At 68.1% G+C, this 23,450-nt stretch carries 19 protein-coding genes; 16 read left to right on the top strand and 3 right to left on the bottom strand.

Annotated features, from left to right (window positions below; translation table 11 throughout):
- The first annotated feature begins 42 nt into the window (after positions 1 to 42).
- Entirely contained in the window at positions 43 to 810 is a 768-nt protein-coding gene (locus FHS55_RS16255) for an META domain-containing protein (protein ID WP_183190828.1), read from the top strand.
- Positions 811 to 970: 160 nt separating this feature from the next.
- Here the strand turns inward: FHS55_RS16255 and FHS55_RS16250 are convergent, their stop codons facing one another.
- Positions 971 to 1,873, bottom strand: a complete 903-nt coding sequence (locus tag FHS55_RS16250) for a polyphosphate kinase 2 family protein (protein ID WP_183190827.1) — start codon at positions 1,871 to 1,873, stop codon at positions 971 to 973.
- Positions 1,874 to 2,172: 299 nt separating this feature from the next.
- Between FHS55_RS16250 and FHS55_RS16245 the strand changes: the two genes are divergently transcribed.
- The 11 genes from FHS55_RS16245 (at position 2,173) to FHS55_RS16195 (ending at position 15,757) form a co-directional block, all read left to right on the top strand.
- Entirely contained in the window at positions 2,173 to 3,306 is a 1,134-nt protein-coding gene (locus FHS55_RS16245; RefSeq protein ID WP_183190826.1) for a cupin domain-containing protein, read from the top strand.
- A 288-nt stretch (positions 3,307 to 3,594) separates the two neighbouring features.
- On the top strand, positions 3,595 to 5,484 hold the full coding sequence (locus FHS55_RS16240) for a proline racemase family protein (RefSeq protein WP_183190825.1): 1,890 nt from the start codon (positions 3,595 to 3,597) through the stop codon (positions 5,482 to 5,484).
- Positions 5,485 to 5,559: 75 nt separating this feature from the next.
- Complete coding sequence (locus tag FHS55_RS16235; protein WP_183190824.1) at positions 5,560 to 6,432, top strand: transporter substrate-binding domain-containing protein; 873 nt, start codon at positions 5,560 to 5,562, stop codon at positions 6,430 to 6,432.
- A 77-nt stretch (positions 6,433 to 6,509) separates the two neighbouring features.
- Positions 6,510 to 7,157, top strand: coding sequence for an ABC transporter permease subunit (locus tag FHS55_RS16230; protein WP_183190823.1), 648 nt, complete (start codon positions 6,510 to 6,512; stop codon positions 7,155 to 7,157).
- 15 nt (positions 7,158 to 7,172) lie between these two features.
- Entirely contained in the window at positions 7,173 to 7,994 is an 822-nt protein-coding gene (locus FHS55_RS16225; protein WP_183190822.1) for an amino acid ABC transporter ATP-binding protein, read from the top strand.
- Between the two features lie 126 nt (positions 7,995 to 8,120).
- Positions 8,121 to 9,029, top strand: coding sequence for a dihydrodipicolinate synthase family protein (locus FHS55_RS16220; protein ID WP_183190821.1), 909 nt, complete (start codon positions 8,121 to 8,123; stop codon positions 9,027 to 9,029).
- 3 nt (positions 9,030 to 9,032) lie between these two features.
- Entirely contained in the window at positions 9,033 to 10,040 is a 1,008-nt protein-coding gene (locus tag FHS55_RS16215; RefSeq protein ID WP_183190820.1) for a proline racemase family protein, read from the top strand.
- Between the two features lie 25 nt (positions 10,041 to 10,065).
- A complete protein-coding gene (locus tag FHS55_RS16210; protein WP_183190819.1) occupies positions 10,066 to 11,541 on the top strand; it encodes an aldehyde dehydrogenase family protein in 1,476 nt (491 codons plus the stop codon).
- 9 nt (positions 11,542 to 11,550) lie between these two features.
- Positions 11,551 to 13,248: a GMC family oxidoreductase gene (locus FHS55_RS16205; RefSeq protein ID WP_183190818.1), complete on the top strand. Its 1,698-nt coding sequence runs from the start codon at positions 11,551 to 11,553 to the stop codon at positions 13,246 to 13,248.
- A 14-nt stretch (positions 13,249 to 13,262) separates the two neighbouring features.
- Positions 13,263 to 14,258: a proline racemase family protein gene (locus FHS55_RS16200; RefSeq protein WP_183190817.1), complete on the top strand. Its 996-nt coding sequence runs from the start codon at positions 13,263 to 13,265 to the stop codon at positions 14,256 to 14,258.
- Positions 14,259 to 14,302: 44 nt separating this feature from the next.
- Positions 14,303 to 15,757: an NAD-dependent succinate-semialdehyde dehydrogenase gene (locus FHS55_RS16195; RefSeq protein WP_183190816.1), complete on the top strand. Its 1,455-nt coding sequence runs from the start codon at positions 14,303 to 14,305 to the stop codon at positions 15,755 to 15,757.
- 55 nt (positions 15,758 to 15,812) lie between these two features.
- Here the strand turns inward: FHS55_RS16195 and FHS55_RS16190 are convergent, their stop codons facing one another.
- Both FHS55_RS16190 and FHS55_RS16185 read right to left on the bottom strand, forming a co-directional pair.
- A complete protein-coding gene (locus FHS55_RS16190; protein ID WP_183190815.1) occupies positions 15,813 to 17,339 on the bottom strand; it encodes an aldehyde dehydrogenase family protein in 1,527 nt (508 codons plus the stop codon).
- Complete coding sequence (locus FHS55_RS16185) at positions 17,336 to 18,442, bottom strand: mandelate racemase/muconate lactonizing enzyme family protein (protein WP_183190814.1); 1,107 nt, start codon at positions 18,440 to 18,442, stop codon at positions 17,336 to 17,338. The genes FHS55_RS16190 and FHS55_RS16185 overlap by 4 nt, the downstream gene beginning before the upstream one ends.
- A gap of 147 nt (positions 18,443 to 18,589) precedes the next feature.
- On the opposite strand from FHS55_RS16185, the gene pdxR reads away from it, so the two are divergent.
- The 4 genes from pdxR to FHS55_RS16165 all read left to right on the top strand — a co-directional run bounded on the left by pdxR (position 18,590) and on the right by FHS55_RS16165 (position 23,449).
- A complete protein-coding gene (gene pdxR, locus FHS55_RS16180; RefSeq protein ID WP_210287024.1) occupies positions 18,590 to 20,095 on the top strand; it encodes a MocR-like pyridoxine biosynthesis transcription factor PdxR in 1,506 nt (501 codons plus the stop codon).
- Between the two features lie 125 nt (positions 20,096 to 20,220).
- On the top strand, positions 20,221 to 21,291 hold the full coding sequence (locus FHS55_RS16175; RefSeq protein WP_183190813.1) for an extracellular solute-binding protein: 1,071 nt from the start codon (positions 20,221 to 20,223) through the stop codon (positions 21,289 to 21,291).
- Positions 21,292 to 21,419: 128 nt separating this feature from the next.
- Positions 21,420 to 22,535 (top strand): ABC transporter ATP-binding protein, encoded by a 1,116-nt coding sequence (locus FHS55_RS16170; protein WP_183190812.1) that lies wholly within the window; start codon positions 21,420 to 21,422, stop codon positions 22,533 to 22,535.
- Positions 22,532 to 23,449 carry an ABC transporter permease gene (locus FHS55_RS16165; RefSeq protein ID WP_183190811.1) on the top strand — a complete coding sequence of 306 codons (918 nt, stop codon included), beginning with the start codon at positions 22,532 to 22,534 and terminating at the stop codon, positions 23,447 to 23,449. The genes FHS55_RS16170 and FHS55_RS16165 overlap by 4 nt, the downstream gene beginning before the upstream one ends.
- The last annotated feature ends 1 nt before the right edge of the window (position 23,450 follow it).

Below are 23,450 nucleotides of genomic sequence, written 5' to 3'. Positions count from 1 at the left end.
GCGATGGCTGTTTATTCGTTCACTTGTTCCGGAGCCCGCACCATGCGTTCCCCCGCACTCGCCCTGGCCCTTGGCCTCGCGCTGTCGCCGCCGGGAGCCTTGACGACCGCCCATGCCGCCGCCGCTGCCGCGGCCGCCAGCGACGTTGCGGGGCCGGCCACGCTGCCGCCGATCCCGCCGCCGATCCCGCAACCTTGGAGCGCGCGGGGCAACGAGCCGAGCTGGGTGCTCAACCTCGAGGCCGGCAGGATGATCTACCGCACGATGGAGGAGACCCTCGAGGCTCCCCTGCCGGCGCCCGAAATGCAGGACGGCGCCTGGGTCTATCGCGCGCCGCAGGGGCCGTTGACCCTCACCGTCGCGCGAAAGATCTGTCGTGACACCATGACGGGGATGCCCAGCCCGATGAGCGTACAGGTCCAGACCGCCGCCGCACGCGTGACCGGGTGCGGGGGCAACCCGTCCGAACTGCTCGCCGGCGGCGAATGGCGGGTGACGGCGATCGGCGATGCGCCGGTGCCGCCCGATGTGATGGTGAGCCTGGATTTCGACACCGTCGCGGGTCAGGTCTCCGGGTCCTCGGGATGCAACCGCTATTTCGGCGCCTTCACCCTGAGCGGCGAGGGGGTGCGCTTCACGCCGGGAATGGCGGCCTCGAGGATGGCGTGCGAGGAGGCCCAGACTGCCATCGAGCGGACATTTCTGTCCACGCTGGCAAAGGTGCAGCGGTTCGATATCGACCCCGACGGCTCGCTGCGGCTGATCGCCGACGACCGGACGGCGATCAGCGCCGCCCGCGTCGGCAGGTAGTTGCGCGTCGGCCCTGGGGGGGGCACGCCGCTATCCGCCGCGCTGGAGACGACAGGCGACCGCCCGCCATGGGGACGTTTCGTCCGGGCGGGCCGTCGCATGGCACCGAACCGGGCGCGACCGCGGCCGGCATGGGGCTGCTGCCACGGCCGCGCGTCTGTCAGTCTTCCGCCGCCAGTTCCGCGCGTGCCGCGGCGAGTTGCTGCTGCAGTAGCTCGGGGGCGACGGGATAGGCAAGGTCCAGCTTGTCGATTGCCTCGACGATGGCCGCGGCGACGATGAGGCGGGTGAACCATTTATTGTCCGCCGGCACCACATACCACGGTGCCGCCTTGGAGGCCGTGGCCCGGATGGCCTCCTCGTAGGCGTGCATGTAATCGTCCCAGTAGCGGCGTTCGGCAATGTCGGAGGGAGAGAATTTCCAGTTCTTCTCCGGGTTGTCGAGCCGCTCCAGGAAGCGCTTCTTCTGCTCGGTGGGCGACAGGTTGAGGAAGAACTTGAGGACGAGAACGCCCTGCCGCGTCCAGTAATCCTCGAAACGGGCAATATCGGCCAGTCGCTCGTCCCAGAGGCGCTTGCCGACGAATTCGGGCGGCAGCTTCTGCTTTTCCAGCAGAGCCTCGTGCACGCGCACGACGAGCGTTTCCTCGTAATAGGAGCGGTTGAAGATGCCGATCCGCCCGCGCGCCGGGACATGCGCCGCGTAGCGCCACATGAAATCATGCGAGAGTTCTTCGTCCGAGGGCTGCTTGAACGAGACGACGTCGCAGCCCTGCGGATTGATCCGCGACATGACGTGCTTGATCGTGCTGTCCTTGCCGGCCGCGTCCATGGCCTGGAACAGGATCAGCACCGAGCGATTGCCCTGCGCGTAGAGCATCTCCTGCTCCTTCGCGAGCCACTCGGAGCCGCTCGCCAGCAACTCGGCGGCCTCCGACTTGTCCATCTTGAGGCCCAGGGTTTCGCCGGGATCGTGATCCTTGAGGCGAAAGTCCGCGCCCTTGGTGATGCGAAACGGATCGACGTATCGGGTAATGTTCTTGCCAATATCACCACGCAGCATGCCATCTGTCCTCCCAGTGTCGTCAGACAAGTTCGCATATGGCTGACGACTATTCTCGGCTCTTCGTCATCATTCGGTTCAATTCCTCTCGGGGGAATCTTCCTCGGAACGGTATCCAAACGCCTCTCACCGAGGCGCCGTTCCGGATCCGCACGCGCCGGACGGCCCTTTCCAAAAAGGAATGTCCGCCGAGGCGGAACATACCAATGGAAGATTATCTTCCGCGCGCCGGCTCGGTAGGTCTGTCACGGCCCGTTACGCATCTTCCGTAAATCGGTCAAGGAACAGGAGATCTTCCGATGAGTGATCTGAAGCAGCCGATCGTCGGCACCCGTGGCGCGGACATTGCCGGCCCGCGCAACCTCGAGATCGAGGCGCAGAATCCCGATATCCTCATTCCGCCGGCTACCGACCATGGCGGGCTGCCGAACCTCAAATTCCCCTTCTCCATGGCACATAACCGTCTGGAGGACGGTGGATGGGCGCGCGAGGTGACGATCCGCGAACTCGGAGCGCTGAAGGAACTCGCCACCGTCAACATGCGGCTCGGGCCCGGCGTGGTGCGCGAACTGCACTGGCACAAGGAAGCCGAATGGGCCTATGTCCTGAAGGGCCGCGTGCGCTTCTACCTCGTCGACGAGAACCGCCAGACGCTGGTCGAAGACCTCGGCCCGGGCGACCTCTGGCTGGCCCCGGCCGGCTTTCCCCATGCGATCCAGGGGCTTGAGGAGGGCACGGAATTCCTGCTCGTCTTCAATGACGGCAATTTCTCCGAGAACCAGACCCTGCTGATCACCGAATTGTTCGCCCATACTCCGCGCGAGGTGCTGGCCAAGAATTTCGGCGTGCCCGAGAGCGCGTTCGACGGCATTCCGGCGGAGGAAAAGTACATTTTCCGCCTGCCCGTTCCCGGCCCCATCGAAGAGGCGCGCCGGCAGCTCGGCGCGGCGTCGATGACGGACAAATATGTGTTCCGCGCCTCGCAGGTGCCGGCAAACAAATTCCCCGGCGGTTCGACCAAAGTCATCGATTCGAAGACCTTCGGCGTCACCAACATGGCAGCGCTGTTCATCGAGCTGGAGCCGGGCGGCATGCGCGAGATCCACTGGCATCCGGATGCCGATGAAATTCAGTATTACGTCTCCGGAAAGGCGCGGATGACCGTGTTCGATGCGGTCAACAATGCGCGAACCTTCGACTATGTGGCCGGTGATGTCGGTTATGTCCCGAAGACGCTGGCGCATTACATCGAGAATATCGGCGACGAGCCGGTTCTGGTGCTGAACGTCTTCAGCAATGGCGTGTACAAGGACGTCTCGCTGAACCAGTGGATGGCGCTCACCCCGCCGGGGATCGTGCAGGGTCACCTCGATGTCGGCGACACGCTGATGAAGGCGCTGCGCCAGAGCCATAGCCCGGTCGTGAAGGGCTGATCCGCCGCGCTCGTCCCATGTGACTCCAAAGCCGGGCGGCCACGCGTCGCCCGGCTTTGCCATGTCTGGCCCTGCCCGACCCCCTGCGCCGTGCGCGGATGACCGCGACACCTGCGCGGGTGCCCGCACGCAGCTGCCGTCTCCCCGCCCCGATCCGTCACCCATCGCCATCCACCACCCCGCCGCGGAAAAATCACCGGGGCGGGAATGGGCGCGTTGACGCGTTCAATAAATCGACATATCGTCCACATATGTTCGTGATTTCTACAACTCATATGTAGATTAAGAATGGCCAAGACCGCCGATAACCGCTTTCCCTACTCGATCGGCCATGTGGCGAAGGTCACGGGCATTCCGGTCTCGACGCTGCGTTCGTGGGAAGGCCAGGGGCTGCTGTCGCCGCAGAAATCCGAGAGCGGCCACCGCTCCTATGGCGAGGCGCATATCGACCGGGTGCGGCGTATCGACCGCATGCGCCGGGTCGACGGGCAGAGCCTGTCGGTCATCCGCCGGCTGCTCGACAGCGAGGAAGAACAGGCGCCCCCCGCCGCGGTGGACGAGGAGGCGGCATCCGTCGTCGCCTTCAACAATCTGGGCGCGCGGGTGCGCAGCCTGCGGCAGGAGGCGGGGCTCTCGCTGCGCGAAGTGTCCGAGCGCACCGACATCGCCACCTCGCATCTGAGCATGTTCGAGCGCGGCGTCGCCTTTCTCTCGCCGGCCCGGCTGAACGCGCTGGCGGAAGTGTTCGGCCGCACGCTGGCGGAACTGCTGGGCGGCACCAAGGGGCGCGATTTTCCGGTGGTCCGCCGCGGCCAGGGCCGCATCGTCGGCTCGTTCGGGCCGGGCGTGGCGATCGAGCAGCTCACCGTCTCCCAGCGCCTGATGGACGCCGAGGTCTGGACGATCGATCCCGACCGCGAGAGCGACGGTTTCTACGCCCATGAGGGCGAGGAACTCATCTACGTGCTGGAAGGCGCGCTCGAACTGGCGCTGGCCGACCGGGACGTCGAGGTGCTGGGTCCCGGCGACGGGGCGTATTTCAACAGCCGCATCGCCCATCGCTGGCGCAATCCCGGCACCGTGCCGGCCAAGGTGCTGTGGATCAACACCGACAGCAGCCGCCTCTCGGCCATGAGCTTCGAGAAGAGCGACCGTCGGCTGGGTCTCGGCGCCGGGCTGGGGGAGGGCGCGCTGAGCCTCGAACTGCCCGAGGGCGCGCGCACCTTCCGGGTGATCGAGACCCATACCGAGGGCCATCCCACCCATATCCTGATCGAGCCGCTGGAAGGGCTCGATGCCGAGACCGTCGCCGGCAAGGCGCGCCAGTTCGCGGAGCGCTACGACGCGCTGCGCCCGATGCTGCTGCACGAGCCGCGCGGCCATTCCGGTGCCTTCGGCCTGGTGCCGGTGGCGTCCACGGCGGCCGATTTCGGCGCCTTCTTCATTTCGTCCTATGGCTATCCCGGCTTCTGCGGCCACGCGGTGATGGGCTATACCGCCGCGCTGCGGGCGCTCGGGCGGCTCTCCCATACCCCCCGCTTCACCATCGAGGTGCCCGACAGCATCCTCACCGTGCAGGTGGGCGTGGAGGGCGACGCCGAGGCGATCGCGCTCGACATGCCCCCTGCCATCGTGGTGGAGCCCGGCCGCGCGGTCGTGCTGGGCGGGCGCACGTTCAACGTCGCCATCGTGCTGTGCGGCGGCTGCTACGCGCTGATCGACGCGGAGGTCGATGGCGTGGCGCTCACGCTTAATGAGATCGAGAACCTGCTCGCCATCGGCGCGGGACTGCGCAGCCAGCTGAACGAGACCCTGCCGCGCCGGCATGGGATGCAGCCGGCCGTCGAGTCTGTGCTGTTCCACGCGCCGGACGAGGCCGGCCTGTCGCGCCAGTTTCTGGCGATCGACCGCCAGAAGTTCGACCGTTCGCCCGGCGTTGCCGGCCTCGCCTGCCTGCTCGCCCTCAACACGGCGCGCGGCACGGCGGCACCCGGCACGCGGCTCGACGCCGTCAGCCTGTTCGGCGGGCGGCTCACCGGCGAGGTTTCCGCCGCCACCCACGGCGCCGGCGGTGCCGTGGCCGTCACCACCCGGATCACCGGACGCGCGCATCTCAAGGGCATGGCCACGCTCATTCAGGAAGCGGGCGACCCCCTGGGCAGCGGCTTCCTGCGATAGGGGGCCGCGCCCCCACGACTTTTCGACCCCCGAACGTCTCGACCCCCCAAGAAACCGACAAACCAGGGAACACCGATGCTCAGCCTCGCAAATGTCCGGCCGCAATCGACGGCCCGCTTCTCGCTCCACCGCCTCGTCATGGCGGTGGCGGCTTTCGTGATCATGGCGCTGTCGAGCTACCAGGCCATGGCCGCCGATCCCAATCTGGTGCTCGACCGCATCCGCAAGAGCGGCGAACTGCGCGTGCCGGTCATGGTGGGCGAGGAGCCCGGCTATATCCGTGATCGCGCGACCGGCGCCTGGGGCGGGTTCTACATGGACTGGGCCAACGACATCGCCACCATTCTCGGCGTGAAGGCGGTTCCGGTGGAAACCACCTGGGGCAACCTTGCCGCCGACTTCCAGGCCAACAAGATCGACATCGCCTTCGGTCTCAATCCCAATCCCAAGCGCGGGCTCGTGGTCGACTATCTCAGCGTCCCGCTGTTCACGGATGCCTGGGCGATCGTCACCAAGCCGGGCTTCACCAAGACCACCTGGAAGGAGCTCAACGACCCGTCGGTGCGCATTGTCGTGCAGAAGGGCGGCACCATGCAGGTCGTGGCGGAAGCGCTCACCCCGAAGGCCACCATCACCCCGGTCGAGGATCGTCCGCTCGGCGTGATGGAACTGCAGTCCGGCCGCGCCGACGTGATGATCGTCGCCATTTTCGACGCCGTCGAGATCGCCAAGCAGATCAAGGGCCAGATCACGCTGCCCACCCCGATGCTGCGCAACCCCGCCACGATCGGCGTGCGCCGCGAGGAGGGCAATGAGGGCTACGAGAACTGGCTGACCAACTGGGTCAACCAGCAGCGCGCCCTCGGCCTTGCCCAGGGCAAGCTGCAGCAGGCCTTCGAGAAGCACGGTATCGACCTGTCCATGCTGCCGCCCGAATTCAGCTTCTGACGCCGACGGCCGGGCGCGACCCCTGACGACGCCGCGCCCGGCTTTTCCTCCCGTCCGATCCAGAAGGTCCCATCACCGTGTTCGACTGGTCAGTTATCACCCAGAATCTCGATCTGCTCGGCTGGGGACTGCTCGTCACCCTGCGCTATACGGTGATTACCTGCCTGTTGGGGCTCGTCATCGGCCTGGTAATCGCGCTGGCCCAACTCTCGCCGCTGCGCGTCACGCGGGTGGCCGGGATGCTGTTCGTCGAATTCTTCCGCAACGTGCCGCTGCTGGTCTGGCTCTTGTGGAGCTACTACGCCCTGCCGATCTTCGCCGGCATCCGGATCAGCCGCGAGGCGGCCGGCATCCTCGCTCTCAGCCTCTATGGCGCGGCCTATTATGCCGAGATCCTGCGGGCCGGCATTCAGGCGCTCGACCATGGGCAGGGGGATGCGGCCAAGGCGCTCGGCATGTCGCCGCTGCAGGCCATGTATCGCATCATCCTGCCGCAGGCCTTCCGCCAGATGATCCCGCCGCTGGCCGGTCAGACCATCATCCAGATGAAGAATACCACGCTTCTGTCGGTCATCACTATTCCGGATCTGCTTTATCAGGCGAGCTACATCTCATCCTTCACGTACCGGCCGATGGAAGTCTACACGGCGGTCGGCATCATTTTCCTGATCATCCTGGTGCCGTCGAACTATCTCGCCCGCCGGCTTGAGCTGCGCAACCACTGAGAAGGGCCCCGCGACATGATCCCCGTTCAGTCCACCGCAGACCCGCTCGTCGAACTCCGCGATATCCGCAAGTGCTTCGGCTCGCACGAGGTGCTCAAGGGCATCGACCTTGACGTGCGCCCGGGCGAGGTGGTGGCGCTGCTCGGCTCCTCCGGCTCGGGCAAGACGACGCTGCTGCGCTGCGTCAATCTGCTCGACCAGCCGAGCTCGGGCCGCATCGCCATTGCCGGCCAGCCGATCTACGACCGTTCGCCGGACGGGCGCGACAATGTCCACCTCAAGGGTCGCGACATCTGGGCGATGCGCAGCCGCGTGGGCATGGTGTTCCAGCAGTTCAACCTGTTTCCGCACATGAGCGTGCTCGCCAATGTGATGGAGGGGCCGCGCACCGTGCTGGGCGAGGACGATCGCACCAACCGGGAGCGGGCGATGGACCTGCTGGCCAAGGTCGGCATGGCCGATTTCGCCGACCGGATGCCGACCCGGCTCTCGGGCGGGCAGAAGCAGCGTGTCTCGATCGCCCGCGCGCTCAACATGCGCCCCGCCATGATGCTGTTCGACGAGCCCACCTCGGCGCTCGATCCCGAGCTGGTCGGCGAGGTGCTGAACACCATGATCACGCTCGCTCGCGAGGGCATGACCATGCTGGTGGTGACGCACGAACTGGGTTTCGCGCTCGAAGTCGCCACGCGGGTCGTGTTCCTCGATCAGGGCGCCATCGCCGCGCAGGGCACGCCGCAGCAAGTGCTGCTCCATCCGGAGAACGAGCGGGTGCGCACCTTCGTGAACCGCTTCCACGCCACGGCCGAGCTCATGCGGCCGCTGCTGTCAACCTGACGCTATGGGCCGGACGAGAGCCGGCCGCGATCCACGCAGGACCGGCCCTGCCGCGCGCGCCTCTCGCGGCGTTCGCGCCACGGCCCGGTTCATCCGCACTTCACGCTTCAACCGCTGAGACGAGACATGACGAAGACCAGTTGGCAGGGCATTCACAGCGTCCTGGTTACCCCCTTCCTGCCCGAGGGCGCGATCGACTTCCCCCGCTTCGAGGCGCTCGCCGAGGCCAACATCGCCAGCGGTGCCGACGGTCTCATCGTGTGCGGTTCGACCGGCGAATTCTACGCCATGAGCGTCGCGGAGCGGGTGAAGCTGTTCGAGGCCACGGTGAAGGTGGCCGCCGGCCGCGTTCCCGTGCTGGCGGGCGTCTCCGACCTGCAGACGGACGTGGTGCTCGAACTGATCAAGGCCGCCGAGACCACGGGATGCGACGGCATCCTCGCGCTGCCGCCGGTCTATGCCAAGCCCGACCTGCGCGAGGCCGAGCATTTCTACCGCCGCCTCTGCGCGGCCACCGGCCTGCCGGTGATGCTCTACAACAGCCCGGCGCGCATCGGCGTCAACATCACGCCCGATCTCGTCGCGCGCCTCGCCGAAGTGCCGAATGTCGTCGCCATCAAGGATTCTTCGGCCGATATCCAGCAGGTGGCCGAGCTGTGCCAGAAGGTGAAGGGCGAGCTGGCGGTGTTCGTCGGCTATGAGACGATGATCCGCTCCTCCCTGCCGCACGGTGTGGTCGGCGTGGTCGCCATGGCGCACCAGCTCTCCGGCCGCCTCGTGCGCCGCTATTTCGACGCCTGCGCGAGCGGCGATGGCGCCACGGCGGATGCTCTGGAGCCGGCTCTGTTCGCCATCTATCGCTGCTTCAAGACCGGCAGCTTCTATGCCGGCATCAAGGCGACGATGAACAGCCTCGGCCAGCCGGTCGGACTGCCGCGCGAGCCGCTGCTGCCCTTCACCGACGCCCAGATGGCCAGCGTGGCGAAGATCCTCACGGACGCCGACGTCGCCGCCACCATCCAGAAGGTTGCGTGAACCATGCGTTCCACCCGTATCATCCAGGGCATCGATTCCCACACCGCCGGCTGCCCGCTGCGCCTCATCACCTCCGGCTTCGGCCCCATCCGCGGCAAGACCATGGTGGAGAAGCGCGCGGACCTGATGAGCCGCGACTGGCTGCGCCAGCTCGTGCTGTTCGAGCCGCGCGGCTCGTTCAACATGCCGGCCGCCGTGCTCACCGAGGCCTGCTCGCCGGATGCCGATATCGGCATGCTCATTCTTGAGCCCGATACCTATCCGCCCATGTGCGGCCATTGCGCCATGGCGGTCGCCACCATTGCGGTGGAAGCCGGCTACATCACCGCGCAGGAAGGCGAGACGCTGGTGCGCCTCGACACGCCGGCCGGCGTGGTGCCGGCGCGGGTGAAGGTGGAGAACGGCCGCGCCGTCTCCGTCACGCTGGAGATGCCGCTCAGCTTCCTCTACCAGCGCGACGTGATGGTGGAGACCAAGAGCTTCGGCAAGGTGCGCGCCGACATCGCCTTCGGCGGCGATTTCTACCTGATCGTCAAGGGCTCGGACCTCGGTCTCGACCTCACCACCGACAATGCCTGGGCGCTGGTGAGCGCGGCCGCCGAGCTGCGCGCGGGGCTCAAGGACATTCCCGTCCAGCACCCCACGCTCGCGCATGTGAACGAGATCTACCAGATCGAGATCATCGGCGAGGGAGACGGCGTGCGCTTCGACGGCAAGAATGTCGTGGTCTGCCCGCCGACCGTGATCGACCGCTCGCCCTGCGGCACCGGCACCGCCTCGCGCATGGCGATGCTGCACGGCAAGGGCGAATTGGCGGTGGGCGACACGTTCCGCCATGCCGGCATTCTCGACACGGTGTTCACCGGCGAGATCCATGGCGAGGCCTCCGTCGGCGACCTGCCGGCGATCCGCTGCACCGTCACCGGCTCGGCCTACCTCACCGGCAGCTTCAACTTCTTCCTCGATCCCCACGACCCGTTCCAGCAGGGCTTCCGCCTTACCGGCGTCTGAGGATCCGCGTTCAGGAGAGGGCAACATGTCCCATGATTTCGACCCGAACGGCGTTGCCGCCATCACCGATCACCTGATCGGCGGGCGGCGCGTCGCTGGCGACGGCGCGGCCATCGCGCTGGTGCGTCCCTCGGACGGGGCGCCGATCGGCACCATCCGCGCGGGCGATGCGGCGCTGGTGGACGAGGCGGTGCGCCTCGCCGCCGCTACCCGCACCGCCTCCGGCTGGGCCGGCGCCACGCCGACCGAGCGGGCGCGGGTGTTGAAGGCGTGGGCCGACCTCATCGACGCACGACGCCTCGACCTCGCCCGACTGGAAGCGGCGACCACGACCCGGCCGATCGCCGACGTGGTGACCCGCGACCTCGTGCGGGCGGCGGGCGCCGTGCGCTATTTCGCCGAATGGGCCGACAAGATCGAGGGCACGCTGGTGGCCGGCGCCAATAGCGGCACCACCTTCCTCACGCCCGAGCCCTATGGCGTCATCGCCTCCATCGCGCCGTTCAACTTCCCGGCGATCAACGCCATCTGGAAGTCGGCCCCGGCGCTGGTGACGGGCAATGCCGTGGTGCTGAAGCCCTCCGAACTCACCCCGTCCTCGGCGGTGATGATCGCGGAACTGGCGATCGAGGCGGGCCTTCCGGCCGGCCTGTTCAACGTGGTGCAGGGCGCCGGCGAGACCGGTTCAGTGCTGGTGCGCCATCCCTTGATCGGAAAGATCACCTTCACCGGCTCCTCCGCCACCGGCGCGCGGGTGATGGCGGATGCCGCCATGACCGGCACCAAGCCGCTGACGCTGGAACTGGGCGGCAAGACGCCCCAATTGGTGATGGACGACGCGCACGACCTTGATGCGCTCGCCGCCACCATCGCCGGCGGCTTCCTCGCCAATGCCGGGCAGGTCTGCACGGCCGGCACGCGGCTCATCGCGCCGCGCCGGATCTTCGACGACCTGACCGAGCGCGTGGTGGCACTGGCGCAGGCCCGCGTGCCGGGCCCCACCTGGGACAGCCGCGCGACGCTGCCGCCGATCATCAGCGAAAAGCAGGCGGCGCGGATCGACCGCATGGTCGAGCAGACGGTTGCCGATGGAGCGCGGGTGCTGACGGGCGGCTCGCGCTATGCCGGGATCAACCGCGGCGCCTATTTCGAGCCGACCGTGCTGGCCGGCGTGCCCGACAGTTCCGTCGGATTCCGCGAGGAGTTCTTCGGCCCGGTCCTGTCGGTCTATGCCTATGATGACGAGGACGAGGCCATCGCCATGGCCAACCATCCCAGCTACGCGCTGGCCGCCAGCGTCTACACCGCCAGCGCCGCCAAGGCGATGACGCTGCCCTCCCGCCTCTCTGCCGGCACGGTGTGGGTGAACGGCCATGGCCGCCAGCCCGATTTCGCCACCCCGCAGGGCGGCTTTGCCGGCTCGGGTTTCGGCAAGGAGATGGGGCGCGCCGGGCTTGAGGGCTTCCTGCGCTTCAAGACCGTCTGGCATAATCACGGCTGACCTGAAAAAATGTCCCAGCATTCCTTTGACTATATCGTCGTCGGCGGCGGCGCGGCCGGTGCCGTGCTGGCCAGCCGGCTGTCCGAGGCGTCCAACCTCAAGGTGGCGCTGATCGAGGCCGGCAAGGACACGCCGCCCGGCGCCGAGCCGGCCGATACGCTCGATGCCTATCCCATCGTCGCCTATTTCAACCGTTTCTATCACTGGCAGAACCTGAAGGTTCACCTCTCCGACCCGCAGCCGGGCGCGGAAGGGCGGCGCTATGAGCAGGCGCGGGTGATGGGCGGGGGCACCTCCATCAACGGCCAGTTCGCCTTTCGCGGCGTGCCGTGGGACTATGACCACTGGCGCGCGGACGGCGCCGAAGGCTGGGGCTGGGACGACGTCCTGCCCTATTTCCGCAAGCTGGAGACCGACCTCGATTTCGGCGACAGCCAGCTGCACGGCAGCCACGGCCCGCTGCCGGTGCGCCGCATCGCGGAAAAAGACTGGTCGCCCTTCGCCAAGACGGTCGCGAAGGTGCTGGACAAGCAGGGCGTGCGCAACATCGCCGACCATAATGGCGTGTTCGACGACGGCTATTTCCCGATGACCATCAACAATGTCGATGGCCAGCGCGTCTCCACCGCCCGCGCCTACCTTACCCGTGAGGTGCGGGCGCGGCCGAACCTCACCATCCTCGCCGAGACCGAGCTCACCGAACTGCTGTTCGAGGGCCACCGCGTGGTCGGGCTGGAGGCGGTGGGCCCGCGCGGGCCGATGACATTGAGGGCGCGCGAGGTGATCCTCTCCACCGGCGCCCTGCAGACCCCGGCACAGCTGATGCGCGCGGGCATCGGCCCGGCCGAGCATCTCAAGGAGTTCGGCATCGCCGTGCGGTCCGACCGGCCGGGTGTCGGGCAGAACCTGCAGGACCACCCGATGGTGGCCTTCGCCGCCTATCTGCCCAAATCCGCCCGCCTGCCGGCCAGCCAGCGCCGGCATATCCAGATGGGCTATCGCTACACCTCCGGCCTGCCGGAGACGACGCCGGGCGACATGTTCGTGCTGCCCTCCAACCGCGCGGCCTGGCATCCGCTCGGCCGGCGGCTCGCCTCCATCATCGTCTGCGTCAACCGGCCCTATTCCACCGGCGAGGTGCGCCTGGCCGGTGCGTCGCCCGAGACGGCGCCGTTCGTCAATTTCCGCCAGCTGTCGGACGAGCGTGACCTCGCGCGGCTGGAGGACGGCATGCACCGGCTGTGGCGCGTGGTGAACGATCCGGCGATGGATGGGGTGATCGAGAACATCTTCCCCGCCACCTTCTCCGAGCGCGTGCGCAAGCTGGGCGCGGTCAGCCGCGCCAACTGGTTCATGACGCTGATGGCCGCCGGCATCATGGGTACCGGCCCGCTGTCGCGCAAACTGATGATCGAGAAAATCATCACCCCCGGCCTGAAGGCGGGCGAGATGATGGGTGACCGCGAGCAGTTGCGCGCGTGGATCCGCGAGAATGCCTGCGGCAGCTGGCACGCCTCCGGCACCTGCCGGATCGGCCGTCCTGACGACCGGCGCGCCGTGGTGGACAGCCATGCGCGCGTCATCGGCGTCGAGGGGCTGCGCGTGGTCGATGCCTCGATCATGCCCTCGGTCATCAGCGGCAACACCATGCTCACCACCGTGATGGCTGGCGAGAAGATCGCCGATGCCATCAAGGCCGGGCAGTGAGGGAGAACACGGCCATGGCCGAACGGCGCTGGATCGCCACCATTGACAGCCATACGGCGGGCCACCCGACCCGCGTCGTCACCGGCGGCGTGCCGGTGCTGCACGGCGACAGCGTGGCGGTGCGGCGGGACGACTTTCGCGCCCGCTTCGATCCGCTGCGTACCTTCCTGCTGCATGAGCCGCGCGGCCATGCGGCGATGGTCGGCGTGATCCTGACCGAGAGCCGGGTCGCCGATTTCGGCGCCTTCTTCCTCGGCAGCTACAAATATCTCGAAATGTGCGGCCACGCGACGATCGGCCTGGCCGTCACGCTGGATCATATGGGCCTGATCGGTCCGTCCGATGCGCCGGAGAGCACCTTCACGCTGGAGGTGCCGGCCGGCATCGTCACCGTGCACGTCACCCGCCGGGGCGGTACGGTGGCGGCGGTGACCTTCGAGAACGTGCCGGCCCGCGTGGTCGCGACCGATGTCGCGGTGTCGGCGGGCGGGCTCACCGTGTCGGCGGATGTCGTCTGGGGCGGCAACTGGTACGGGCTGGTGCCGGCCGAGGCCGCCGGCATCGTGCTGGAACCGCGCGGCGTCTCCCATGCCATGGCGATCGGGGCGGCGCTGAAGGCGCGGCTCAACGCAAGGATCGTGGCCGGCGAGGTGCCGGGCGCGATGGAGCCGATCGACAGCATCCTGTTCCACGCGACACAGCAGGACGAGGACGGGCTCGTCAGCCGGCAGCTCGTGGTGCTGGAGGCCAACAAGTTCGACCGCTCGCCCTGCGGCACCGGCTCTTCCGCCCGGCTGGCCCAGCTGGTGGCGCGCGGCGCGATCATGACGGGCCAGACCATCCGCACGCGCAACATCCTCGATGTCGATTTCACCGCCACGGCGATGGCGATCGAGGGGCGCAGCGACGCCATCCGCCCGCACATCGTGGGCCTCGCCCACATCACCGGCGAGCACCGCTTCGTGCTTGCCGCCGGCGATCCCTTGCCCGACGGCTTCCTCTGCCGCTGACGACCCGTAAACGGCCCTCTCCGAGGGGCCTTCAGGAGATGACGATGAGCGTATCCGCGCTTTACGACGAGAAGATCGAACTGCTGATCGACGGCGAATGGTGCCAGGGCTCCGACGGCGCCAGCGAAGTGCTGGAAAATCCGGCCACCGGCGAAGCGCTCGCCACCGTGCCGCACGCCTCCGACGCCGATCTCGCCCGCGCCCTCGAGGCCGCCCAGCGCGGCTTCAAGGTGTGGAAGTCGATGACCGCGCAGGCGCGTTACGTCATTATGATGAAGGCGGCGGAGCTGATCGAGGCGCGCAAGCAGCAGATCGGGCGCATTCTCACGCTGGAGAACGGCAAGCCGCTCGCCGAGGCGGTGCCGGAAGTGCAGTTCGCGGCCGATGCCACGCGCTGGTATGCCGAGGAAGGCAAGCGCGCCTATGGCCGCGTGGTGCCCGCCCGCATGCCCAATGTGCGCCAGCTCGTGCTGAAGGAGCCGGTCGGCCCGGTCGCGGCCTTCGCGGCTTGGAATTTCCCGGCATCCAACGTGATCCGCAAGATTTCCGGCGCGCTCGGCGCGGGTTGCTCGATCATCATCAAGCCGGCCGAGGAAACCCCCGGCACGGCGGTGGCGATGGCCCGCTGCTTCCAGGAGGCGGGGCTGCCGGCGGGCGTGCTCAATGTCGTGTTCGGCGTGCCCGCGCATGTCAGCGAGGTGCTGCTCGCCTCGCCGATCCCGAAGGCGGTGACGCTGACCGGCTCGACCGCCGTGGGCAAGGTACTGCAGGGCCTCGCCGCGCGCACGCTCAAGCGCTGCACGATGGAGCTGGGCGGCCATGCGCCGGTCATCGTCCATGGCGACGCCGATCTCGATCTGGCCACGCGGACCCTGGTCGCCTTCAAGTTCCGCAATGCCGGGCAGGTCTGCACCTCGCCGACGCGGTTCTTCGTGCACGAAGCGCTCTACCAGCCCTTCGTCGAGCGCTTCGTCGAGCTTGCCTCGGTGCTCAAGGTGGGCAACGGCCTGGAGCCCGGCATCCAGATGGGCCCGATGATCGCCCGCCGCCGGCTGGCGGTGATGGAGGAACTGGTCGGCGATGCCGTGGCCAAGGGTGCCGAATTGAAGCTCGGCGGCCGTCGCATCGGCAATCAGGGGCATTTCTTCACCCCGACCGTGCTGGCCGACGTGCCGGAGACGGCGGCGATTATGTCGAGCGAGCCGTTCGGCCCGATCGCGCCGATCACCCCGTTCGCCGATTTCGACGACGTCATCGCCCGGGCGAACGCGCTGCCCTACGGGCTGGCCTCCTTCGTCTTCACCCGCTCCGGCGCGCTTGCCGCCCGGACCGAGGAAGCGCTCGACGCCGGTCTCGTGGGCGTCAACCACATGGCGGTCTCCACGCCGGAGACGCCGTTCGGCGGGGTCAATGAATCCGGCTACGGCTCGGAAAGCGGCATTGAGGGGCTCGACGCCTTCCTGCGCACCAAGTTCGTCACCGAACTCGCCGCGCTCTGAGCGCAAACGACACGCAGGCGCACACCACCGGTGCGCGCCTGCGATCTGCCGCTGTTCAGCGCAGGCGGGCGACGATGCTCTTGGTGCGGCAATAGCTGCGCAGGCCTTCCATGCCCTTCTCCCGGCCAAAGCCGGATTTGCGGTTGCCGCCGAACGGGACTTCGATGCCGCCGGCGAAATACTCGTTGATGTAGACCTGCCCCGCGTCGACCCGCCGGGCGAAGCGCTGCGCCTTGTCGAAACTGGCCGTGTAGATGCCGGCCACCAGCGCGAACTCGGTGGCGTTGGCGACATGGATGGCTTCATCGAGGTCGCCGACGATCTGAACCGCCAGCACCGGGCCGAAAATCTCCTCGGTCACGATCGGATCGTCGAGGCCGCGCGCCAAAACGATGGTGGGCGCGAAGAACCAGCCGCCTTCCGCCCCGGCCGGATGAACGATGCCGCCGCCGGCGAGGATCCCGTTGCCGGCCGCCTCGGCGCGCCGCACATGGGCGTCGATGCGCTCAAGTTGCAGGGCGGAGTTGACCGGGCCGACATCGACGGCGTCGAGCCCATGGCCCAGCCGCAGCTTCTCGACCCGGGCAACGAGCCGCGCCAGGAATTCATCGGCGATCGGCCGCTCCAGCACGAGGCGCGAGCCGGCCGAGCAGATCTGCCCGGCATTCTCGTAGATCGCCTCCAGCACGCCCTCCAGCGCGATGTCGAGATCGGCATCGGCCAGCACCACCAGCGGCGACTTGCCGCCGAGTTCCAGCACCAGCCGGGTGACGTTTTCCGCCGCCGCCTGCATCACGCGGATACCGGTCGGCACCGAGCCGGTGAAGGTGATGTGATGGATGCCGGGATGGGCGACGAGCGGCGCGCCGGCCCGCGCGCCGGTGCCGGTGACAACGTTCAGCGCGCCGTCCGGCAGTCCCGCGCGGGTGGCGAGTTCGGCCAGCATCAGCGCGGTGAAGGGGGTCTGCTCGGCCGGCTTGGCGACGATCGCGCAGCCGGCCGCCAGCGCCGGGGCGATGCCGCGCGCGGCGGTGGAGAGCGGGTAGTTCCACGGGATGACCTGCGCGCACACGCCGACCGGCTCGTCGAGGGTGAAACCCAGATAATTCCGGCCCAGCGGCAGGCTGGCGCCCTCCAGCTTGTCGGCAGCGCCGGCATAATATTCGAAGGCGCGGATGACGCCGCGCACATCGCCCTGCGCCTCGCTCAGCCGCTTGCCGCTGTCGAGACACTCCACCAGCGCGAAGCGGTCCGCCTCGGCACGCAGGAGGCTGGCCATGCGCTGGAGCACGCGGCCGCGCTCGGCGGGGGAGGCGTCGCCCCACGCCCCGGTGAAGGCGGCGCGGGCCGCGGTGACGGCGCGGTCCACGTCCTCGGCGTCGCCATTGGCGAAGGCGGCGAAGGGCGCGCCGCGGCCGGGATCGGCGCTGTCCATGCGGGCGCCGCTGGCCGGCGGGGTCCAGCGGCCGGCGATGAAATGATCGCGCGGCAGACCGGTGAGCGTGCCGGTGGCGCGGATCTCGGCCATGCCCTCGGCGAGGGTGGGGGCGGCGAGGGTGGGGTTGGCCAGGGAGGCGCTCATGCCTCCACCTCGCTCACCTGATAGGTGGCGGCTTCCAGCCAGGCGGGTTCGATCTCCATCCCCCAGCCGGGCCCGGCGGGGATCTCGACCTTGCCGTCCCTGGCCTGCAAGGGGTTGCGCAGCACGCCCGCTTCCCAGGGGTAGTAGTCCGCGCCCTCGATGGAGAATTCGACATAGGGGCCGGCATTGGCCAACGCGCCCATGATGTGCAGGGTGAAGCACGTCACCATGAGCTGGTTGGCGGAATGCGGCGTCACCTGGATGCCGGCCTCGGCCGCCATCTGCGCCACCTTCAGGAAGCGCTCGACGCCCCCGACATAGCTCACGTCCGGCTGCACCACGTCGACCACGCGGTTCTCGATCATGTAGCGCCACAGCATCAGGTCGCAATCCTGCTCGCCGCCGGTCACGTCGAGGTCGAGCGCGGCGGTCACCTCCCGCGTCCAGTGGTGCTCCCAATAGGGGCAGGGCTCCTCGAAATGGACGACGCCGTGATCCTGCAAAAAGCGGCCGACCGCGATCGCCTTGCCCGGCGAATACGCGCTGTTGCCGTCCACCAGCAGCCGCGCCTCGTCGCCCAGCGCCTTGCGCACCATCGGCACGATCGCCTCGGTGCGGCCCGGCCATTCGTCGAGGTCGTGGCCGCATTCCCGGCCGACGCGGAACTTGAAGGCGGTGTAGCCACACTCGCCCTGCAGGCGCTTCAGCCGCTCGGCCTCGGCCTCGGGGGTGATCTCGCCGCGCTTCATGCTGGAGGCATAGACCGGGAAGGGGCGGGGCGTGCCGCCGAGCAGCTCGCACACGCTCTTGCCCTCGACCTTGCCGCGCAGGTCCCACAGAGCCGTGTCGAGCCCGCCGAGCGCGCGGAACAGGTAGGAGCAGGGGAACTTGTGCTCGCGCTCGGGGATCCGCTCCACCAGCCCGCGAATGTCGTCGGCCTCCGCGCCCAGCGCATGCGGGGCGATCTGGCGGTGGAAAACCTGGGCGGTGATGTCGGCATTGTAGGTCGACATCTGCCCCCAACCCTGACGGCCGTCCTCGCGCGTCACCCGCACGAAGCCGACGGCGCGATTGGAGAAGGTTTCCAGACGTTTGATCTTCATGAGGCTGACGCTTTCCCGCGAGTGGTCACCTTGGCAAAGCCGAAGGCATGGCGGATATTCGGTCGTAAATGGTCTGGAGCTAAGGGCCATTCTGGATATTGGGGCAGACCACTTGAGCGCAGCGACAGCCGGCGCGGGAGCCGCGTCATGGTGAAATGGGCCGAAGGCGTGCTGCTGCAGGCGATCCCGATCGACCGCGACAGCGAACAGCCGCTGACGCTGCAGATCGCCGCCGGCCTGCGCGAGATGATCCTCGGCGGCGCGCTGAAGCCCGGTGAGCGGCTGCCCGCCACGCGTACGCTGGCCGAGGAACTGGGCGTGGCGCGGGCGACCATCGTCGAGAGCTTCGAGCGGCTGGTGGCGGAGGGGCTGCTGGAGACGCGCATCGGCTCGGGCACCTTCGTCAGCCTGGTGGTGGATGCCGAGCGTCCGCGCCCGCCACCGCGCGCGCCGGTGGTGCCGATCCAGAGCGCGCGGCTCGCCCGCTCGATGACGCAGGCGGCCGAGCGCTTCGTCGCCCGGCTGCCGCACGAGCCGCGCCCCTTCACCACGGCCCTGCCGGCCTATGACGCCTTCCCCATGGGGGAATGGACGCGGCTGGCGGCCCGGCACTGGCGCAACCCCCGCCATCAGGTGCTCGGCTATCCCGACCCGAGCGGCTACCGCCCGCTGCGCGAGGCGATCGCCGCGCATCTGCGCACCAATCGCGGCATCCACTGCGACTGGAACTGCATCTTCATCGTCGCCGGCGCGCAGCACGCCTTCCAGCTGATCGCCGGAGCTTTGATCGATCCGGGCGACACGGTGTGGTTCGAGGATCCCGGCGCCATCGGCGCGCGCAACTCGCTGGTCATGCAGGGCGCGGGACTGGTGCCGGTGCCGGTGGACGATGGCGGGCTGAACGTGGAAAGGGGGCTGGAACTGGCCCCGCATTTCGCGCTGGCTTTCGTCACACCCTCGCACCAGCAGCCGCTCGGCGCCAAATTGAGCCTGGAGCGTCGCTTCGCCCTGCTCAAGGCCGCGGCCGCCTCCAGCGCCTTCGTCATCGAGGATGACTGGGACGGCGAATTCTGCTTCGAGGGCCAGCCTTTGCCGACGCTGAAGGGCGTGGATGCCGCCGAGCGGGTGATCTATGTCGGCACCTTCTCCAAGTCGCTGTTTCCCGCGCTGCGGCTCGGCTACCTGCTGGCGCCGCCCTCGCTGGTGCCGACCTTCGAATCGAGCCTGGCCGCGACCTCGCCGGGCGTGCCGACCGCGCTGCAGGCGACGGTGGCGGACTTCATCGCCGAGGGCCATTTCGCCACCCATGTGCGGCGTATGCGCCGGCTCTATGGGGAGCGCTACCAGACGCTGGTCGAGGCGGCGCAGACGCTGCTGGGCGACTGGCTGGACATCGTGCCGACCACGACCGGCATGCACACGGTCGGCTTCTTCAAGCAGGGGCTGGACGCCGAGCGCGTCTGCGCGGAGGCGGCGCGGCTGGGGCTGACGGTGGCGCCGATCAGCCGCTTCTGCATCGCGCCCTATCCGCGCCAGGGCGTGGTGCTGGGCTTCTCCGGCTTTTCGCCGGCGCAGATCCGCGCCGGGATGCCACTGCTGCGCCAGGCGGTGCTGGCCTGCGCGGGCGCGGCGGGGGCCGCCGGAATCAGCTGACTGGACTGGACGTTTTTCCCACAATGGACCTGCCGGGCATGCCAATCACACCGTAACGTCGCCATGAGACGATCCGCGGCCAGGGGGCCGCCAGAAGATCGATCCAAGAACTTTCGGAGATGAACATGCGCGACGTGAAAGGGATTATCGTCGGTCTCCTCGCATCGGTGATGCTGACGGCGGCGGTACCGGCGCGGGCCGAGACGCTCCGCCTGCTCACCTGGGGCGACTATGCGCCCGAGGCGGTGATCAAGAAGTTCAAGGACGCGACCGGCATCGATGTCGAGGTCACGATCTCGAACAACGAGGACATGATTTCCAAGCTGCGCGCCACGGGCGGCGCCGGGTTCGATCTCGCCCAGCCCAGCCAGGACCGCATCCTCGGGCCGCAGACCGATTTCAGCATCTACAAGCCGATGGACCTCTCGAAGATCAAGGCTGAGCTGTTCCTTCCCGAATTGCTGGACGCCTCCAAGAAGAACACCGCCATCGACGGCAAGGTCTATGGCGTCGCCCATCTGTGGGGCACGTCCGGGCTGGTGGTGGACGCCAGGAAGGCGCCGGATATCAAGAGCTTCCTCGATCTGTGCAAGAGCGAGTACAAGGGCCGGGTGTCCATGCGGCTGAAGCGCCCGGCGCTGCTCGGCATGGCCTTTGCGCTCGGCGAGGATCCCTTCGCCGCCTATGGCGACAAGGCGAAGTACCAGGCCATCATCGACAAGGCCGGCGCGGCGCTCGCCGCCTGCAAGGCCAATGTGAAGGCCTATTGGAGCGGTTCCGACGACCTGCTCAACATGATCCGCTCCGGCGAGGTGGTGGCGGCCGAGGCGTGGGATTCCACCGGCTTCAAGCTGAATGCCGAGAACCCCGACATCAATTTCGTGGCGCCCTCCGCCGGCGCGCTGGGCTGGATCGACACCTTCGCCCTGCCGGCCAAGGGCAAGAATGACGACGCCGCCTACAAGTGGATCAACTTCGTCATGCAGCCGGAAATCGCGGCGATGATCGTCGATTCCGCCGGCAGCTTCTCGGCCTCCAAGGGCTCGGACCAGTTCGTCTCGCCCAAGCTGCGCGCCGCCTTCCAGCAGGCCTTCCCGCCGGAAGTCATCGCCAAGATCAAGTGGTTCCCCGCCGTGCCCGCCGGTCTCGAGGAGATGGAAGGCAAGGTGCTCGACAAGGTGGCCGCCGGCAACTGACGCCGCCGACCGCTGTTCCGGCCGGGCGCGTCCCGGCCGGGGCATCCACGCGAGGGCAGGCCGACCGGGTCGGCTGCAAGGTGCCGGGCGCGTTCCGGCCGAAGGGCGAGATTTTCGGATAAAAGCGCATGGCCAATGATCTGGAGTGCCGCGCACTCGTCAAATCCTACGGGGCCTTCACGGCGGTGAACGGCGTGTCGCTCGCCGTGCCCAAGGGCTCGTTCTTCTCCATTCTCGGCCCGTCCGGCTGCGGCAAGACCAGCCTGATGCGGATGATCGCCGGCTTCATCGAGCCGACCGCCGGCGAGATCCTGATCGGCGGCCGCTCCATGCGCGGCGTGCCGCCCAATCGCCGGCCGGCCAACATGGTGTTCCAGCACCTGGCGCTGTTCCCCATGATGAACGTGGCCGACAATATCGGCTACGGCCTGCGCCGGCGCGGCATGGCGAAGGCCGAGATCGCGCGGCGGGTCGGCGCGGTGCTGGAGCGCATCGATCTCGCCGATTCCGGCCCCAAGCGCATCGACCAGCTCTCGGGCGGGCAGAAGCAGCGTGTCGCCATCGCCCGCTGCATGGTGCTGGAGCCGACCGTGCTGCTGCTGGACGAGCCGCTGGGCGCGCTCGACCTCAAGCTGCGCGAGCACATGAAGGTCGAGCTGAAGCAGCTGCAGCACCAGTTCGGCACCACCTTCGTCTACATCACGCATGACCAGTCGGAAGCCCTCGTCATGTCCGACCAGGTGGCGGTGATGAATGCCGGCCGCTTCGAGCAGGTCGGCACGCCGGAGGATCTGTACTACCGCCCGGCCACGCCCTTCGTCGCCGGCTTCGTCGGCGACAGCCACCGCTGGGGCGGGCGCGTCACCGCGCAGGCGGGAAGCGACCTGCGCGTCGCCACCAGCGCCGGGCTGGCGCTGCGGGCGACCGCCGTTGTCCCGCTGGCGGAAGGGGCGGCCGCCAGCGTGTTCGTGCGGCCCGAGGCGATCGAGGTGCGGGTGGCCGACGGGCGCTCCGATCCGGCGCCGGCCTCGGCCGACGTCAACGTGTTCGCCGGCCGGCTGGAAAGCCTTCTGTTCAACGGCGCCAACAGCCGGGCGATGATCCGGCTGGAGCGCGGCGACCTGATCGGCGCCGTGCTGCCGCAGAACCTGCTCGGCACGCGGCTGGGCGAGGGCGCCGCAGTGGAAATCCGCTTTGCCGCCGCCGCGACGCTGGCCTTTCCCGCCGGAGGGGACGCGCCATGAATGCGCCCCTGAATCCGGCGGCCTCGGGCGCCGCGGCGCCGCGTGAGGAAGGCGCGGCGGCGCGGCGCCTGTCCTTCATCCTCGTCTTCGCGCCCTTCGCCTTGTGGATCGCGCTGGTGATCCTGGTGCCGCAGCTCAACCTGTTCTTCCTGTCGCTGCGCGAGAAGGTCGGTCCGCAGGTCTACGCGCTGGGCCCGCGCAACTACACCGAGCTGTTCGGCGAGAGCGTCTATGTGCTCACGCTGGTACGCACGGTGGTGATGTCGCTGCTGGCGACGTTTGCCACGCTGATCATCGGCTTTCCCATCGCCTATTACATCGCCAAGATCGCCCGCGGACGGGCGCGCACCATGCTGTTCATGAGCTGCCTGCTGCCCTTCTGGGTCAGCGAGCTGGTGCGGGTGTTCGGCTGGATGCTGATCCTGCGCGAGACCGGGCTGCTGTCGCGGCTGCTGCAGGGCCTCGGTCTCGTCGATGGCCCGGTGGAACTGCTCTATAACGACGTCGCCGTCATGGTTGGCCTCATCTACACTTCCATGCTGTTCATGGTGGTGCCGCTGGTCTCCACGCTCGACAGCCTCGACGATGCGCTGGTGGAAGCGGGCTATGACCTCGGCGGCAACGGCTTCGTCGTGCTGTGGGAAATCGTCATTCCGCACGCCAAGCCGGGCATTGTCGCCGGGGCGATCATCGTCTTCATGCTGAATCTCGGCAATTATCTCACCCCGACCCTGCTCGGGGGCAAGAACAGCCAGTGGTTCACCGCGCAGATCTATTCGCAGTTCATCACCCGCTTCAACTGGGAGTCGGGCTCCGCCTTCGGCTTCGTGCTGCTCGTCACATCGAGCCTCATCGTGTGGCTCGCCCTGCGCGCCAGCGGCCAGACCCTCTCGGGCACGATCGGAAAGGGCTGAG

Origin of the sequence: Ancylobacter tetraedralis (assembly GCF_014195655.1) — a bacterium.
Taxonomy (GTDB): domain Bacteria; phylum Pseudomonadota; class Alphaproteobacteria; order Rhizobiales; family Xanthobacteraceae; genus Ancylobacter; species Ancylobacter tetraedralis.
Note: the sequence above shows the minus strand (reverse complement) of the source record. Positions and strands in the feature narration are given on the sequence as shown.

Coding starts and splice junctions, on each gene's coding strand:
- FHS55_RS16255 (WP_183190828.1), top strand. CDS start 43: ATGCGTTCCCCCGCACTCGCCCTGGCCCTTGGCCTCGCGCTGTCGCCG.
- FHS55_RS16175 (WP_183190813.1), top strand. CDS start 20,221: ATGCGCGACGTGAAAGGGATTATCGTCGGTCTCCTCGCATCGGTGATG.
- FHS55_RS16190 (WP_183190815.1), bottom strand. CDS start 17,339: ATGAGCGCCTCCCTGGCCAACCCCACCCTCGCCGCCCCCACCCTCGCC.
- FHS55_RS16210 (WP_183190819.1), top strand. CDS start 10,066: ATGTCCCATGATTTCGACCCGAACGGCGTTGCCGCCATCACCGATCAC.
- FHS55_RS16220 (WP_183190821.1), top strand. CDS start 8,121: ATGACGAAGACCAGTTGGCAGGGCATTCACAGCGTCCTGGTTACCCCC.
- FHS55_RS16205 (WP_183190818.1), top strand. CDS start 11,551: ATGTCCCAGCATTCCTTTGACTATATCGTCGTCGGCGGCGGCGCGGCC.
- FHS55_RS16165 (WP_183190811.1), top strand. CDS start 22,532: ATGAATGCGCCCCTGAATCCGGCGGCCTCGGGCGCCGCGGCGCCGCGT.
- FHS55_RS16200 (WP_183190817.1), top strand. CDS start 13,263: ATGGCCGAACGGCGCTGGATCGCCACCATTGACAGCCATACGGCGGGC.
- FHS55_RS16170 (WP_183190812.1), top strand. CDS start 21,420: ATGGCCAATGATCTGGAGTGCCGCGCACTCGTCAAATCCTACGGGGCC.
- FHS55_RS16195 (WP_183190816.1), top strand. CDS start 14,303: ATGAGCGTATCCGCGCTTTACGACGAGAAGATCGAACTGCTGATCGAC.
- FHS55_RS16185 (WP_183190814.1), bottom strand. CDS start 18,442: ATGAAGATCAAACGTCTGGAAACCTTCTCCAATCGCGCCGTCGGCTTC.
- FHS55_RS16240 (WP_183190825.1), top strand. CDS start 3,595: ATGGCCAAGACCGCCGATAACCGCTTTCCCTACTCGATCGGCCATGTG.
- FHS55_RS16245 (WP_183190826.1), top strand. CDS start 2,173: ATGAGTGATCTGAAGCAGCCGATCGTCGGCACCCGTGGCGCGGACATT.
- FHS55_RS16215 (WP_183190820.1), top strand. CDS start 9,033: ATGCGTTCCACCCGTATCATCCAGGGCATCGATTCCCACACCGCCGGC.
- FHS55_RS16235 (WP_183190824.1), top strand. CDS start 5,560: ATGCTCAGCCTCGCAAATGTCCGGCCGCAATCGACGGCCCGCTTCTCG.
- pdxR (WP_210287024.1), top strand. CDS start 18,590: ATGGTGAAATGGGCCGAAGGCGTGCTGCTGCAGGCGATCCCGATCGAC.
- FHS55_RS16250 (WP_183190827.1), bottom strand. CDS start 1,873: ATGCTGCGTGGTGATATTGGCAAGAACATTACCCGATACGTCGATCCG.
- FHS55_RS16225 (WP_183190822.1), top strand. CDS start 7,173: ATGATCCCCGTTCAGTCCACCGCAGACCCGCTCGTCGAACTCCGCGAT.